The organism is Aeromicrobium sp. REDSEA-S32_B7, assembly GCF_001626145.1.
Classification (GTDB): domain Bacteria; phylum Actinomycetota; class Actinomycetes; order Propionibacteriales; family Nocardioidaceae; genus Aeromicrobium; species Aeromicrobium erythreum.
Genome location: NZ_LUNF01000020.1, coordinates 37,871 through 51,847, shown reverse-complemented (window position 1 = coordinate 51,847; position 13,977 = coordinate 37,871). Strand labels below are relative to the sequence as shown.

The window sequence follows — 13,977 nt, the reverse complement described above, 5'->3', positions numbered from 1 at the left end:
CACTCGCCCTTCCCCGCACGATCTGCGCGCTGTGGGCGCTACGGTCGATCTGTGCGAGCGGGCGGGCAAGCCGCTGGTCTTCGTGGTCAATGGCGCGACGCCCAAGGCGCGGATCACTTCCGAAGCCGCTGTCGCCCTGTCTCAGCACGGGACGGTCGCTCCGATCACGCTCCACCACCGCACCGATTTCGCCGCTTCGATGATCGACGGGCGCACGGTGATGGAGGTCGATCCCGTCAGCCGCAGCGCTGCCGAAGTGACTGCGCTGTGGAAATACGTTTCCGACCGGCTCGAGAAGAATTTCCGCCGCACCGTCTTCGCCGCTCCCAACACGCAGAGCGCGATGCCGAGCGCCCATCGGCCCCAGGGCGGCTTCGGCCGCCGGGTGGCGCAGTAGTCGACCGTCCGGCGTGGCCTCCGAGTACACCTCGCCGCGAGCAGCAAACAGTTCTTCGTAGTTGAGCGAAGCGCGGGTTCTGGCGATCTCAGTGTTCCATTGCGCACGCGTCACGGCCTGTTGCTCCGGGGTCTGGTCGTCGTAAGGGACGCTGCTCGTCTCCACCGTCCGCTCCTGACTCGTAGGGCGCGATCGCAACAAAGAACTTGATCCGACAGTACCCGGCCAGAGGCGCCGCGTCCGGTGCACCTCACGAACTCAAGCGGGGTTTGCTCAGACTCAGGTCGCCACCTGCCTCGCATGCGCTGGCGGAAGGGGGCCCTCCTCGCTATGTCTTGAAGGACTCGATCGCATGGGTGAGAAGTCGCTCCCCAGCCCTCACTGAACGAGCATCACCCTCGTCGCACAAGTCCGCAGCCGCGATCAGCGGCGGGACAGGTGCTCCCGCTTGGAGGTGCACGCCAGCAGGCAGACATCGCACAGCGAGATTCGGACTTGAGGATCGAAGTGGGCCGTAGGTCAGGACGAGGTCGTCAAGCACGTCGCTGGCGCACCACAGAAGCGAAGTCCCGCCGACGACGTTGAGGTGTGAAGGGATCCTCCCACCGAGCGCAGTCTCGTGGACACGGCTGTCTTCCAGCAGACCTGCCAGATTCGTGGGATGGATCTTGAATCGCTGTATGGAGGCCGCACGGTGACCGAGGCGCGCCCGCCACACGTCGGTGGGCGACTCGCCGCGGAGTCGACTCCGAACGCGCGACCGTTCAGAACTCGAGACCCACGGGCTGATCGCGCCCGCCGCCTCTTGCGCGGTCGCCCAAGCGATCCGTCCTGAGAACGGCCGGTGGGTGGCCGGTCGCGGCCGAGCGGCCAACTCCGCAAGGCTTCGCTCCTCAATGAGCCAGTCCCGCCCGAGGCGCACTGCTTCGAGGTGCCCCGAGTGGATGAGTGCCCGGACGCGAGCGGGACTGACCGTCAGGCGGCGGGCTGCGTCGACGGTCGTATGCATACACTCATGTTACGTATGAAGCCCATGAGTGTGTAAGCGCGGTTGAGGGCAGGCCGCGTCGGCGGAGACGTCGGGTCGGGTTCAATCCGTTAGACAAGGTGAGCCTGGCGGTCGGGTACCCCCACCCGAACCGCGTCGTCTAGATGGCGATCTGGTCGAGCGTTGATGCGCCGATAAGGCGCTGCATGGAACCCAAGAAGAACAGGCTCACCCCGCGGCACCAAGTCTTGACGGGGTCGTGCATCGAGATCATGAAGACCTTCGGTACCGAAACGATCGACGCGGTTGTCACGGATCCCCCGTACGCCATCGACCGAGGAAGTGCAGATCAGTCGATGCTCGGCATGCAGTCGCAGAACTGGAACGAGAAGGCGACCCACTCGCGCGGTTACGCAGACAACGACCCCGTCGCCTTCCAGGCATGGTGCGCAGTGTGGCTGGCTGAGGCTTTCCGTGCCCTCCGCCCGGGAGGGCACTTGATTGCGTTCGGAGGCACGAGGACCTGGCATCGGCTGACCGTTGCAGCGGAGGACGTGGGCTTCGAAGTGCGCGATACGATCGCTTGGATCCACGGATCTGGACGGCCCAAGACGGGCGACCTCGGCCGAGTCGCGAAGGATCTGGGCCCGTCAGTCGTGGACCAGGTCCGAGGAAAGAGCACCACGCTAACGCCCGTGTACGAACCCGCCATCCTCGTGCGGAAACCGATCATCGGCACAGTGCTGGCTAACGTCCTTGAGCACGGCACAGGCGCGCTCGACATCGACGGAACGCGCGTGCCGGACGGGACCAGGGCGGGGCGGTGGCCGTCGAACGCCATCGTCGAGGATCTGCTCTTGCATGAGCTTGACGCGCGATCGTCGCGGTCCCTCTATCCCGCCTTGCGCGTGGCCAAGCCGAACCAGAGCGAACGAGTGAAGGTCGACGGAGTGGCCCACCCAACCGTGAAGCCGCTCGACCTGATGCGCTTCCTCATCCGCCTCGTAACTCCAGAGAATGGCATCGTGCTGGACCCGTTCGCGGGATCGGGTACTACCGCTGAGGCGGCGCTCCTCGAAAAGCGGCGAAGCATCAGCATCGAGCGTGAAACGTCGTACCTTCCTCTGATCGAAGCGCGCCTCGCGCGGAGAGATCGCCCTCTTGAGGTATCCGAAACTCAGGACGTGCTGCCCTTCGGCGTCTAGTGTCGCGCGTCATTAATTCGTTGACAGTATGGGATGATGGCGTATGCCGTCATCTGTACTGGAGATCAGCGCTGAGGATCGTGCGACCCTGACCTCGTGGACACGGTCGCGCACGTTGCCGGCGGGACGTGCGCAGCGGGCGCGGATCGTGCTGGCCGTCGCGGCGGGGGCGGGCACCTCTACGGTGGCTCGGCAGGTCGGGGTTTCGCGTCCGACGGTGATCAAGTGGCGTGACCGGTTCGCCGTCGACGGGCTCGCTGGCCTGGAGGACGAGGAGCGTTCGGGCCGACCGAAGCGCGTCGATGATGTCGGGATCATCGCCACCACGCTTGAGCCGCCACCGGCCAGGCTCGGGGTGACGCATTGGTCCTCGCGGCTACTGGGCCAGCACCTGGGGATCGGGGATGCCACTGTGGCCCGCGCCTGGCGCAAGTACGGGGTCAAGCCGTGGCGGCGGGAGACGTTCAAGTTCTCCGCCGACCCGGAGCTGGAGGCCAAGGTCCGCGACGTGGTCGGGCTGTACCTGAACCCGCCGGAGAAGGCGGTCGTGCTGTGCGTGGATGAGAAGTCCCAGATCCAGGCCTTGAACCGGACCGCCCCGCTCTTGCCGCTGCGACCGGGCTTGCCGGAGAAGGGGACCCACGACTACAAGCGCAATGGCACCACCACGCTGTTCGCCGCTCTTGAGGTGGCCACCGGTGCGGTAACCGATCAGTGCTATGACCGGCACGGCAAGGCCGAGTTCCTCGACTTCCTCAAGAAGGTCGCCAGGGCCTACCCGCGCCGGGAACTGCACGTGGTCCTGGACAATTACCACACGCACAAGCACGAGGACATCAAGCAGTGGCTGGCCAAGCACCCGCGGATCACGCTGCACTTCACCCCGACCAGCGGGTCCTGGCTCAACCTCGTCGAGGTCTTCTTCGGGATCATCACCCGACAGGCCATCCGCCGCGGCTCCTTCGACAGCGTCAAGCAACTCGTCGCAGCGATCAGCACCTTCATCGACGGTTGGAACGAGCGCTGCCACCCATTCATCTGGACCAAGACCGCCGAGGAGATCCTGCCCCACGCCACACGGCGAACCAGTTCAGGCGCGCGACACTAGAGGCCGAACGCGCCGCCACCGACGAGGATCGCGACGCCCAATCCGATCAGGACGATGGGGAAGAGGATGTGCTCCCACCGTTCGAGGACCTCGGCGATGGGTCGACGCGTGGCGATGAACTGGGCCATGGCCACCAGCACCGCCACGAGCACGAGGAACACGATGCAGAAGGTGATGACAGCGGGAGTGCTGATGTTGAGGAACACCGGGACGTAGACGCCGATGTTGTCCCCACCGTTGGCGAAGGTGACGCCGGCGACGGTCGCCACTGCAACGCTCTTGCCGGACACGGCGGCATCATCGTCGTCGTCCTCGCCGCGGTAGGCCTGCCACGCGGCCCAGAGGCCCAGCGCGAGGGGGACGAGCCCGAAGTAGGGGATGGCCTCCTCTGGCAGCGCCCACCCCGCCCCCACGGTCACCAGCAGTGCGGCGGCGAGGATCCCGACGAAACCGAGGTACTGCCCGGCCAGGATCTTCGCCGTCGTCCCCGGACGTCCAGCTCCGCGGGCGAAGAAGAGCGAGAGCACGATGATGTCGTCGGTGTTGGTCGCGACGAAGAGCCCGATCGCTTGGAGCAGTGCCGTGACCGTCATGCCCTAGAGCTCTCTTCATGGCAGCCGGGCACCTCGCAGGTGACGTCGAGGCAGGGAGCGTCCTCGTCGACGGCCAACTTGACCTCGACCAGCTCGGTGAGAGCACGCGAAAGGTGGGGGTCAGCGATCTCGTAGAGGGCCTGACGGCCTTCGTGGGTGGCGACCACGATCCCGCAGTCCCGCAGGCACCCCAGGTGGTTGGACACGTTCGAGCGCGTCAGGTCCAGAGCGTTGGCGAGTTCTGCCGGGTGCGCTGGGCACGCCAGCAGCGACAGGAGTATCCGAGAGCGAGTGGGGTCGGCCATCGCCCGGCCCAGGCGCTGCATGGCATCCAAGCGGGAGGCAAGAGTCAGCATGCACTGAACAATACAGTGCATGCTGAACTAAACTTCATCCTGCCCACGTTGCCCGCTGCACGCAAGCTCCCGGTCAGAAGGCTGGATGGCTGTCACCCAAGCGGCCGGGAGCAAGACCGCCGACCCCCGCTCGACCCGTCAAACAACTTCAGACGCGCGACACTAGAACGCAGCCAACCCGCCATCTGGGACTCGACCCTGAGCGACCTGCGTACCCAAGCGCGCAAGAGTAGGACGCTTTGATGTCGTAACGAGAAGAGATGATGGGGCCATGGCGCTTCGAAACCCGACGTACCTCGACACAGATGCCCTTCTTGCGTACGCGGAGTACCACGATCTCGCAGTGCCGCGACAGTCCGACATCGTAGAAACGGCTTCGACGCGCCGCACCGCGGGCGGTTCCGTCGGCCTTTCGGGCTTAGGCCTCTCCGGAGATCGGGGAACGACGGTGGAGTACCAGTCGAGTTATCGGTTGGAGCCGACCGCTCGTTCGACGGCCAGTCGCATCATCGACGCGTTGACACACGAGGGCATCCTGATGGTCGAGCCCAAGGAAGAGCAGCCACTAAGCATCAACGATCTCGTGGAACTCGAGGGATTGACGACCCTGACGACGGCCAGCATGGCGGGGAAGGTCTTCTACCTTCTTCGGAGAGTCATGGAGGCATCCGACCTGGATCTGACCGACCTCGGGGACGTCGATATTGACTCCGATCCTGAGTTCGCCTCGCAGCTCAAGCAGGTGTACCTGAGCAACGAGTTGCTTCCCATCCCATTGCTCCTGGAGATGAAGGACTCCAGCCTTGCCCAACGCGTGTACCTCCACTTCGACCCCGATAACTTTGTCGGTGGTGCCTCAGTCGCTCGAATCGAAGGACGAGTGCGTGTCCTCGGTACAGTGCGTCAGTTGATCGACGGAGGCGGCGAGGGGTTCCTCAGCAGCGAGGAATGGCTGTTGCACGATTGGGAGCACCTGATGAAGCGGATGCTGATGACTCGCATCTCGCAGGAGATTCAGAACTTGGTCAATGCCTTCGAACTCGAACTACCCGCCGACGACGTGAAGGCGTGGCTGGAGGGGCCGGCGATCCTCGTGGACGTCGTCGCCGTGTACTGATTCGGCCCAACCGTGTCAGACGGCGCTTCGCGCCAAGAGAACGAGGCCCCTCAGACGTCCCCGTCGAACAGCGCCGGCTGGTCGACGCTGGGCTTCGGAGCGGGCCTTTCTGGCAAGGACCGTTCGCTTTCCCTGACGAGTACGTACTCCACGAACGCTCCACGTCGCGGAGCGTCGGGTGCGAAGTCGATGACGCCGCGCCGGCGCAGACGAGTCAGTCTGTTCCGGGCTGTCTCAACGTCGCAGTCGAGATAGTTTCGAACATCCTCGTTGGTGATACGTCCATGCCGCTTGAGATGGCGCAATAGTTTTTGATCATCGTGATCGACGGTCGAAGTGCGGTAAGTGATGGCCGACCGCATCGCTGCGACCGTCGTTGGTGTCAATGTGTAGTTGGGGTGGGCTCGTCGTGCGGTCCCTCTCGTGGGATGGACGAGAGAAGCGCTTTGCATCCGTTCGAGAACTCGTTGCGCATCGCCGACGTTGCGTTGCAGGCGAGGCGAGAGGGTTGTCGCGTTCACCGATCGTGAGTTCCTCAAGGCAGTGAGAGCCATGAGCACGTCGACGTCCTCTGCCAAAGTGTCACTGATCGCCTCGCTTCGGAGAAACCGTGCGAAGGCTTCATCGCCGGCACCTCCAGGCAGTACGACGCGGAATCGGGGACCGTCTTCGAGTACAGGCGGCTCCTTGCCGAGCTTGCCGATCTCGCGGAAGATTCGGTCAAATCCGAGTCCGCTCATCTCGGCCAGCCGCAGTCGCGCCATGTGCGCGGCGAGCACGCGGTTTCGCGGACTGGCGGTGTCGTGAAGGAGTCGATCCAGGCGAAGGTTGGGAAGCAATCCGCCGGGGCTCGAAACGGCTAGTTCGGCCGGGCTGTGGATGATCTCGACAAGCCCAGATGCTTCCCAGTCTCGGTGCGCGAAGGCATTGGCGAAGATCTCGCGCAGCACATCGTCCGGATAGTCCACCAGTTCGATCTGCTCGGCGCCCACTCGGATGATCTGGGTTTGTGCGATCGCGCCGACGATCGTGATGAGTTGATCGATCAATAGAACCAGAGGGAGTGAGGTGTCTCCGCGCCTCAGCAGCACGCGTCCATCGCCGCCCGGGGAATTCCGCGTCTGGACGTTGACGCCCCACTCCGGGACCTGTTGGAGCGCGTGAGATGTTCCGTAGAGCAGAATCGCCGCCCGTGTCGGGTCGCCATCCTTGGTGGCAATACCAGAAGCCCGGCCGAAAGCCGCGGGATTCTCGAGCGCCATGGCTGCAAGCTCGTCGCTACCTTGGCGTCGGAGTAATCGGGCCCCGTGTTCGAGTGCTGCTGTCGACAGGTCCTTCCACGAGGCTCCCGACGACTCGGCCGACCAGTCTCGCCCCTGCCGGACAGCTCGAAGGCCGCGAAGTTGTTCCCCTTCTAGTGGCATGCACTTGTCTTCGATCCGGATCTTGTAGACGCCCTCGGTGGTGCTGTAGACGTCCATTCCCGGAGGCACGCCGAGAGCGTAGAACGTCTTGCCCTCGATCGTGAGCGCGTGCGCGCGCACGGTGATGGACGGACTGGTGCGTGTGAAGAGGTTGGCAACCAGTTCAGACAGGGGCCATCGAACCGGGTCGACACCGACTAATGCCTGGGCTCGAGTCGGCGCCTTGTCGGCAACGCCGACGATCAACACCCCACCGTTGCCGTTGGCGAAACACACGACGGACTCGGCGAGGTCCTTGAGGAACTTCTCGGGAGCTCGGCGATCACCGGAGGGAGGGAACCGCTTGAAGTCGAGCGCCTCGTCCTCTACATCGCCCGCGATCCAGCCGTCGCCGATCTGCGCGATCGCGCGCTCTGCCGTTCCTGCGACATCCATACCTTATGGTATCGCGTATGATCTGACGCAACAAGTGTACGTGTATCATACGTTGTCCAAACGATGGCCACGTCACCCGTCCTGTTCGCGGTGCGCGCACCACTAGCCGTAATCCGCCGCCGGTGCGCCGCTGCTCCGTCACCGTAGACGCCGCCCAAACTTCCGACCTGTGTCGAGACCGTATGCGCGGCGGCTCCTGAGGCATAGAGCGACCGTCTTGTGGCTAGGCGATCACCCTGTTTCTGCAACCGGTCGAAGGTTCGAGATTCGAGTCCGCCAGTCTGCGCCTCCCGCCGCGGGCGGCGACTTGCATTCGTGTGAGGACGTAGCTCAGCCCAGGTTCCTGGAGATGCCGACCAGCCATGGCCAGTTCGGTAACCCCACCACGCGACGGTTGATCGAAGAGCAACAGCGATGTCTCCGCCTGCTGGTAATTTCGTGACCTACAGCGAAGAGGCGGCATGGCTGAGAATCTGGACGCGGCGATCGTGGATCTTGAACGACAGATCAAGGAAGTACGCGCGCGTCGGCTGACTATCCAGAGATCTGCGGCGCAGGAGAGCAGTGTGCGACTCGCACTCACACCCGTGCAGCGCGACCGGTCTGTGAGCACGTCCCCCAAGGTTGATGAACTCATCGATCGAGTGCAGACGCTCCACGACGAGCTCGCCAGTCTGTGGGACGACGATGAACGTATCCGCCTGATGCTGGAGAAGGTGCGAAAGTCCGGCTACAGCCCAGATATCGGAGACCTTGCTCGCCTACTAGAACGCTCCGCCGCCGAGCGCGACGCGTTTCTGGATGCCGAAGCAGTTGGTCGCTCCTAATGGCCAGAGGAAAGCACGGCCACGCATCCTCGCGGCGACGCGCATCACTCGCACAGGCGCGACTCGAAGCACTCCGAGGTGAACTCGAGGGCGAGCAAGCCGCGCTTGCGGAGGCCGAGTTCGCGACCCGAGCGGTAGACGGACTACGTGAACAGGCTCGGACCGAGTCAATCGAGCGGGACAGATCTGTCGGCGCGCAGGTTGAACGCCTTGAGAACGAAGCGGACGCTTTGAATCAGGCCGTCAAGCAGGCGCGCGCCACATCACTGCAAGTCCAGCAAGCCTGGGAGAAGGCGTCCGACGCTGTGATCGACGCGCTCGGTGGTGGCCGAGATGGCATCGAGCGGTTCATGAGCATCGTCGGGCAAGGCGGATACATCAGCGACAACCCCGCCGAGCGTCGGCTCGACCACGAGGCCATCATCAGGCTCCAGTATCTACGGGGGGCCCGCAAACGCGGACCGACCGAAGCCGACGGAGAGAAACGCTGGGGACTCGCTGCGCATGCCGGCATGTTTGCTCGGCAACGGCGCCTCAGGCTTGCCTCAAAGGACACGTGCCCAACTCCAGACATGACAGCCGAACAAGTCGCTGCGCTTGAGGAACTCATCTCGGTGACCGGCCCACTCTTGAAGACGCACCCGACCACGCTCCAAGCCGACGCACTCTACGCATGGCATCCGCTTCCCTGGGTGCAAGGTGTCCAAGCCGCCGAACAGGACGTCGTCTTCAAGGACCTGGGTTTCGCCGCAGGCACGGGGGAGATTAGTGCGCCGGTCCTAGGTGATGACTGGCCGGCGCCATCTGCCGCGCTCGCCGCCACCATCCGGGAACGCCTCTCCCACCGCGACGTCGACGAACTTGTTGAGGAGTGGCGAGACCGACTGATCCTCGGTGAGGCGTTGGTCAGCAGCCTGGGCGATGCGCATTCCGACTTCTCGGTTGGCCCACAGCACCCCCGGCCTGGACGCGCGGCGACTTTGCGTCACCTGTACGCCAAGTCCTCCATCGGGACCTGGTCGCGCGCTCTTGAGACCGGAAGTGACGGGGCGTGGGCGGGCAACCTCGCGGTCGCTATGACTACTGCAACGGCCTTCTGGCTTCCGGCCGGCCAGACGTTCTCGTTCGCGGACTCTGAGCCACTAACCGAAGAGGATGCCGACTCTCTGCGATTGCCCTTCCCGCAAGTTTTCCTGGCCTTTGCCGAGCCTCTTTCGATACAAGCAGTACGAGCACCGAGCGAAGACGAGGTCCGCGCGCTTGAGGTCCTCGATCTCGCGGCTCGGCGGATGTTCTTGAAGTCGTCCACAGACCTCGGAGCACTCTTCAGCGAAGCTGTGGATGCGCTGGGAGCACTCGATCTAGAACAGGTCCTGCAGGTCCGCGGTGGCCGCGTCGAGGGCGTATTACTCCTGGCGGACTCGCTTGGGCGGTTGACCGACAACTTCGCTTGGTGCGTGCGCCTCCCCTCCGGGGCTACGAAGACCTTGGGCAGGCACGTAATTCCGGCACGAGTGTCGAAGACACGACATGCGGCCTTGCTTCGGAATCTCATCGCAGTCACGGCATGGGCGGATTGGCACGAACCCGATGTCGCCGCAGCCGTGCCGAGCGGCACGAGCGTGCGCGATGCCATCGAACTGCTCGGCACCGATTCGATGGTGCGCGATATCAATCGCACTGGTGGAGGTTCCGTCCGCGTTCTGAACGTGAGATCCACCGTCGGCTCGTCTGGGCACGCTGAGCCGACTGGTCGAATTATGGCGCCACATGTCCGCAGGGGGCACTGGCGTCGACAGCGTCACGGTCCCGGCCGGCTCGAGATCAAACGGATCAGGATTGCGCCCGTTGCAGTCAACGCGGGCCGCGGAGACGCCCTGCCTCGGGTCTATGTTTTGCCCCGGCCCGGTGGCGGGCAGGTCGGGTAGGCCGGCGCTGATGCGGCCGCCTCGGACCTATGATCTCGACTTTCTATTGCGGCTTCATGGCGAGGATGCGGATCACCGCCGTGACTTCGAATCTGGATCTCGAGCGCTACTTCAAGAGGTCTGAGGCGTCAACGTCCAGTGCGTGCGCGAGCTTCCAGACGACCGCCACCGAGACGTTCTGTGTGCCTCGCTCAAGCCGACTGATCGTGATGAAGTGCACGGCGGAGCGTTCGGCAAGTTCGACCTGAGTGAAGCCGGCGGACCGTCGCAGTTCTGCTACGCGGTGGCCTAGTTCGCGCAGGCGGCAGGCCATGCGATCGTCCTGTAGGGGCTGTGCGGGACGGTCGCCGCCGTCGACCTTTTCGCTGCTCAAGTGACCGCCTCCACGCGTCCCGTCCGGATCTGGAGTCTAGACGGGCGATCTGACGGAACCTTTGACGTTTCCGCAGGTCAGAGGCCCTTTGAATTGCCTCAAACGAACTGTTGGAATTGTCTCAACTACCCGAGGTGGTCAGGAGCGGGGTCGAACCGCTGACCTTCCGCTTTTCAGGCGGACGCTCTACCAACTGAGCTACCTGACCGTCGCCCGTCGTCGTGCCGGGCGACGATCACCTTATCGCACGTCCTCGGAGGGACGCGCAGGCGGTGACCGTCGCCCGCGACGAGCGGGCTCAGACGACGGTGACGGCGTCGTCGAAGGAGATGCGCGGCAGCCGGTCGCCCCACGCGTCGGGGCCGGGGTGACCGATGTTGATGACGTACTCGGAGCGCCACGACGTGCCCGCGAGGAACTCGGCGTCGACGCCGGCGCGGTCGAAGCCGGCCATCGGTCCTGCGGCCAGACCTGCCGCGCGGATGGCGAGGATGAGGTAGCCCGTCTGGAGCGCGGTGTTGAGACGTGCGTTGTCGACGCGCAGCTCGGCGTCGTCGTCGAACATCGTGCGCACACCGGGCGCGTGGGGGAAGTGCTCGGCGAGTCGCTCCTGGAACGCCTCGTCGGCCGCGACGATGACGACGGCCGGCGCCGACGCGGTCTTCGCCTTGTTGCTGCCGCCCATGTGCTGGACGAGGCGCTCGCGGGCCTCGGGGCTCTGCACCACGACGAGGCGCAGCGGCTGGTTGTTCATCGCCGTCGGGCCGAAACGGAACAGGTCGTGGATCGCGCGGATGTCCTCGACCGTCACCGGCTCGTCGGTGAACGTGTTCGCGGTACGCGCCTCACGGAACAGCGTGTCGAGGGCCGCGTCGTCGAGGACGTACGGCGTCGTGCTCGTGGAAGTCATGGAATGTTCAACGAAGGGCGGTGAGGGCCGATTCCCGGTGTGACGCAGGCCATCTGGGGTCGGCGGTTTACCACGGTCCCGTGGTAAACGTCGTCGTCCCGAGGCAAGGATCCCGCGGGACGACGACCTTTGCCGTGGGAAGTCGGGACTGCGGGAGGGGCGACGGCTGCCGGCTCCCGAGTCGGCGGGGGGACGACGAAGGGCCCATGCCTGCTGGCATGGGCCCTTCCTCGTGCTTCTCTGCGACCCCGACGGGACTCGAACCCGCGACCTCCGCCGTGACAGGGCGGCGCGCTAACCAACTGCGCCACGGGGCCTTGCAGTGCGGCTCAACCGCGGACGCAACTGTATCCCATGCCCGCGACCACCCACACCAGGGCCCCCTCCCGGACGACTCGGCGGGGGGCGCGGCGGCGCGGACCTATCACGACCGATCCCTCGCCAGCACCGCTCCCGCATCGTGGGACGTCGCCCGAGCGGACGTCCGGGACGGTTCGATCACCCCCATGAGCCCACGACGTCGCCGCCACGCCCTGCCCCTCGCGCAGCTCGTGGAGCAGGCGACCTGTGTGGCCGAGCAGGTGCGGGCCGAGCTCCACTCCGTGCACGCCGACCCCGACGAGCGGTGGCACGTGCGCCTGCACCACGACGCCGACGTCGACGTCTGGCTCATCTCCTGGACGGAGGAGCAGGGCACGCAGCTCCACGGCCACGGCGGGTCCAGCGGCGCGTTCACCGTCGTCGCCGGCGAGCTCGACGAGCTCGTGTGGGACCCGGGCGCGCGCGAGCTCGAGGAGAGCACCCGCACGCGCGGCGACGTGGTGGCGTTCGGTCCCGGCTACGTGCACGACGTGCGCAACACGCGGGAGGCCACCGCCGTGAGCGTCCACGTGTACTCGCCCCCGCTCGAGCGGATGGACTTCTTCGACGTCGAGCGTGGCCCGGACGGCTCCGACCGGTTGGTGCGCCTCGCGCACGTCTGGAGCGACGACCCCGAGATCGCCGCCCCCGAGAGCGTCCGCGGACCCGCGGCAGGACGGGTCGCGTCGTGAGCGCGCTGCCCGTCGAGCCGACCCGACGACGCGCCCGCTTCGCCTCCGTCGACGCGCTGCTCGCCGACGCCCGACGCCACCTCGTGCGCGTCACGCCCCACCAGGCCGCGCACCGTGTCCGAGCCGGCGCCGTCCTCGTCGACATCCGACCGCAGTGGCAGCGCGAGGCCGACGGGGTGGTGCCGGGTGCGCTGCACGTCGACCGCAACCACCTCGAGTGGCGTCTGCACCCCGAGTCGGGGGCGAGCCTGCCGCAGGCGGCGTGGGACGCCGAGTGGATCGTCCTGTGCACCGAGGGCTACACGTCGTCGCTCGCCGCCGCTGCGTTGCGCTCGCTCGGCCTCGACGCCACCGACGTCGTCGGGGGGATCCACGCCTGGCGTGCGGCCGGACTCCCGGTCTCGACCGTTCCGATTGCCGATGTCAGTGGGGCCGGGGAGACTGTCGTCCCATGATCGAGTACCGGTCCGTCGGGAAGACGTTCCCGGACGGGACCCAGGCCGTCGCCTCCTTCGACCTCACCATCCCCTCGCGCACCACCACCGTGTTCGTCGGTTCCTCCGGCTGTGGCAAGACGACGCTGCTGCGGATGGTCAACCGCATGGTCGACCCGACCGCCGGCCAGGTGCTCATCGACGACGTCGACGTCGCCACGCAGAACCCTGTCGCCCTGCGACGCAGCATCGGGTACGTCATGCAGCACGCCGGCCTGCTGCCGCACCGCAAGGTCGTCGACAACGTCGCCACGGTGCTCCGGCTCAACGGCTCCGACAAGAAGTCGGCCCGGGAGCGGTCGCTGGAGGTGCTGCACACGGTCGGGCTCGACGAGACCCAGGCGCGCAAGTACCCGGGCCAGCTGTCCGGCGGGCAGCAGCAGCGCGTCGGTGTGGCCCGCGGTCTCGCCGCCGACCCCAACATCCTGCTCATGGACGAGCCGTTCGGTGCCGTCGACCCGATCGTCCGGCTCGAGCTGCAGGCCGAGCTGCGTCGGCTCCAGACCCAGCTCGACAAGACGATCGTGTTCGTCACCCACGACATCGACGAGGCGTTCGCGCTCGGCGACCAGGTCGTCATCCTCAAGAAGGGCGGCGAGGTGGCCCAGGTCGGTGCCCCGGCCGACATCCTCGCCCGGCCGGCCGACGACTTCGTCGCCAGCTTCGTCGGTCTCGACAAGGGCGGCCGCTCGCTGCACGTGGAGGATCGCGAGGGCCGCAAGGTCGTCGTCGACGCGTCGGGGCGTCCCGCCGGCGTGCTGGAGGGCTGA

The 13,977-nt window shown here is 65.7% G+C and carries 14 protein-coding genes, 2 tRNA genes and 1 pseudogene; 9 read left to right on the top strand and 8 right to left on the bottom strand.

The genetic code is table 11. From position 1 onward, the window contains the following. Positions 1-397: pseudogene (locus A6Q79_RS01150) on the top strand (hypothetical protein); the annotation flags it as partial. A 328-nt stretch (positions 398-725) separates the two neighbouring features. Here A6Q79_RS01150 and A6Q79_RS18525 read toward each other — a convergent pair. Further along, positions 726-1,406 carry a helix-turn-helix domain-containing protein gene (locus tag A6Q79_RS18525; RefSeq protein WP_353681411.1) on the bottom strand — a complete coding sequence of 227 codons (681 nt, stop codon included), beginning with the start codon at positions 1,404-1,406 and terminating at the stop codon, positions 726-728. 185 nt (positions 1,407-1,591) lie between these two features. On the opposite strand from A6Q79_RS18525, the gene A6Q79_RS01145 reads away from it, so the two are divergent. Further along, positions 1,592-2,590, top strand: coding sequence for a site-specific DNA-methyltransferase (locus tag A6Q79_RS01145; RefSeq protein ID WP_286689935.1), 999 nt, complete (start codon positions 1,592-1,594; stop codon positions 2,588-2,590). A 43-nt stretch (positions 2,591-2,633) separates the two neighbouring features. Further along, a complete protein-coding gene (locus A6Q79_RS01140; RefSeq protein ID WP_286689936.1) occupies positions 2,634-3,698 on the top strand; it encodes an IS630 family transposase in 1,065 nt (354 codons plus the stop codon). Here A6Q79_RS01140 and A6Q79_RS01135 read toward each other — a convergent pair. Together A6Q79_RS01135 and A6Q79_RS01130 are read right to left on the bottom strand one after the other, a co-directional pair. After that, positions 3,695-4,291 carry a cadmium resistance transporter gene (locus tag A6Q79_RS01135; protein WP_286689937.1) on the bottom strand — a complete coding sequence of 199 codons (597 nt, stop codon included), beginning with the start codon at positions 4,289-4,291 and terminating at the stop codon, positions 3,695-3,697. The genes A6Q79_RS01140 and A6Q79_RS01135 overlap by 4 nt on opposite strands. Further along, positions 4,288-4,647, bottom strand: coding sequence for a helix-turn-helix transcriptional regulator (locus A6Q79_RS01130; RefSeq protein WP_286689938.1), 360 nt, complete (start codon positions 4,645-4,647; stop codon positions 4,288-4,290). The genes A6Q79_RS01135 and A6Q79_RS01130 overlap by 4 nt, the downstream gene beginning before the upstream one ends. A 271-nt stretch (positions 4,648-4,918) precedes the next feature. Here A6Q79_RS01130 and A6Q79_RS01125 point away from each other — a divergent pair, with 271 nt between their 5' ends. Then, positions 4,919-5,764, top strand: a complete 846-nt coding sequence (locus A6Q79_RS01125; protein ID WP_286689939.1) for a hypothetical protein — start codon at positions 4,919-4,921, stop codon at positions 5,762-5,764. A gap of 50 nt (positions 5,765-5,814) precedes the next feature. Here A6Q79_RS01125 and A6Q79_RS01120 read toward each other — a convergent pair whose 3' ends face one another. Then, entirely contained in the window at positions 5,815-7,623 is a 1,809-nt protein-coding gene (locus tag A6Q79_RS01120) for an RNA-binding domain-containing protein (RefSeq protein ID WP_289016831.1), read from the bottom strand. Positions 7,624-8,084: 461 nt separating this feature from the next. Between A6Q79_RS01120 and A6Q79_RS01115 the strand changes: the two genes are divergently transcribed. Next, a complete protein-coding gene (locus A6Q79_RS01115; protein ID WP_286689941.1) occupies positions 8,085-8,450 on the top strand; it encodes a hypothetical protein in 366 nt (121 codons plus the stop codon). Beyond that, entirely contained in the window at positions 8,450-10,378 is a 1,929-nt protein-coding gene (locus A6Q79_RS01110) for a hypothetical protein (protein WP_286689942.1), read from the top strand. The genes A6Q79_RS01115 and A6Q79_RS01110 overlap by 1 nt, the downstream gene beginning before the upstream one ends. 106 nt (positions 10,379-10,484) lie before the next feature. On the opposite strand, the gene A6Q79_RS01105 is transcribed toward A6Q79_RS01110, so the two are convergent. The 4 genes from A6Q79_RS01105 to A6Q79_RS01090 all read right to left on the bottom strand — a co-directional run bounded on the left by A6Q79_RS01105 (position 10,485) and on the right by A6Q79_RS01090 (position 11,978). Continuing rightward, positions 10,485-10,751: a helix-turn-helix domain-containing protein gene (locus A6Q79_RS01105; protein ID WP_286689943.1), complete on the bottom strand. Its 267-nt coding sequence runs from the start codon at positions 10,749-10,751 to the stop codon at positions 10,485-10,487. Between the two features lie 135 nt (positions 10,752-10,886). Next, a tRNA-Phe gene (locus A6Q79_RS01100) sits at positions 10,887-10,959 on the bottom strand. 90 nt (positions 10,960-11,049) lie between these two features. After that, entirely contained in the window at positions 11,050-11,661 is a 612-nt protein-coding gene (locus A6Q79_RS01095; protein ID WP_286689944.1) for a malonic semialdehyde reductase, read from the bottom strand. A gap of 243 nt (positions 11,662-11,904) precedes the next feature. Continuing rightward, positions 11,905-11,978: transfer RNA gene (locus A6Q79_RS01090), tRNA-Asp, on the bottom strand. Between the two features lie 189 nt (positions 11,979-12,167). Between A6Q79_RS01090 and A6Q79_RS01085 the strand changes: the two genes are divergently transcribed. The 3 genes from A6Q79_RS01085 to A6Q79_RS01075 are packed head-to-tail and all read left to right on the top strand — an operon-like array spanning position 12,168 to position 13,977. Continuing rightward, positions 12,168-12,713 carry a cysteine dioxygenase family protein gene (locus tag A6Q79_RS01085; protein ID WP_286689945.1) on the top strand — a complete coding sequence of 182 codons (546 nt, stop codon included), beginning with the start codon at positions 12,168-12,170 and terminating at the stop codon, positions 12,711-12,713. Next, complete coding sequence (locus A6Q79_RS01080) at positions 12,710-13,168, top strand: rhodanese-like domain-containing protein (RefSeq protein WP_286689946.1); 459 nt, start codon at positions 12,710-12,712, stop codon at positions 13,166-13,168. The genes A6Q79_RS01085 and A6Q79_RS01080 overlap by 4 nt, the downstream gene beginning before the upstream one ends. Then, positions 13,165-13,977, top strand: coding sequence for an ABC transporter ATP-binding protein (locus tag A6Q79_RS01075; protein WP_253023273.1), 813 nt, complete (start codon positions 13,165-13,167; stop codon positions 13,975-13,977). Before A6Q79_RS01080 ends, A6Q79_RS01075 begins: the two co-directional genes overlap by 4 nt.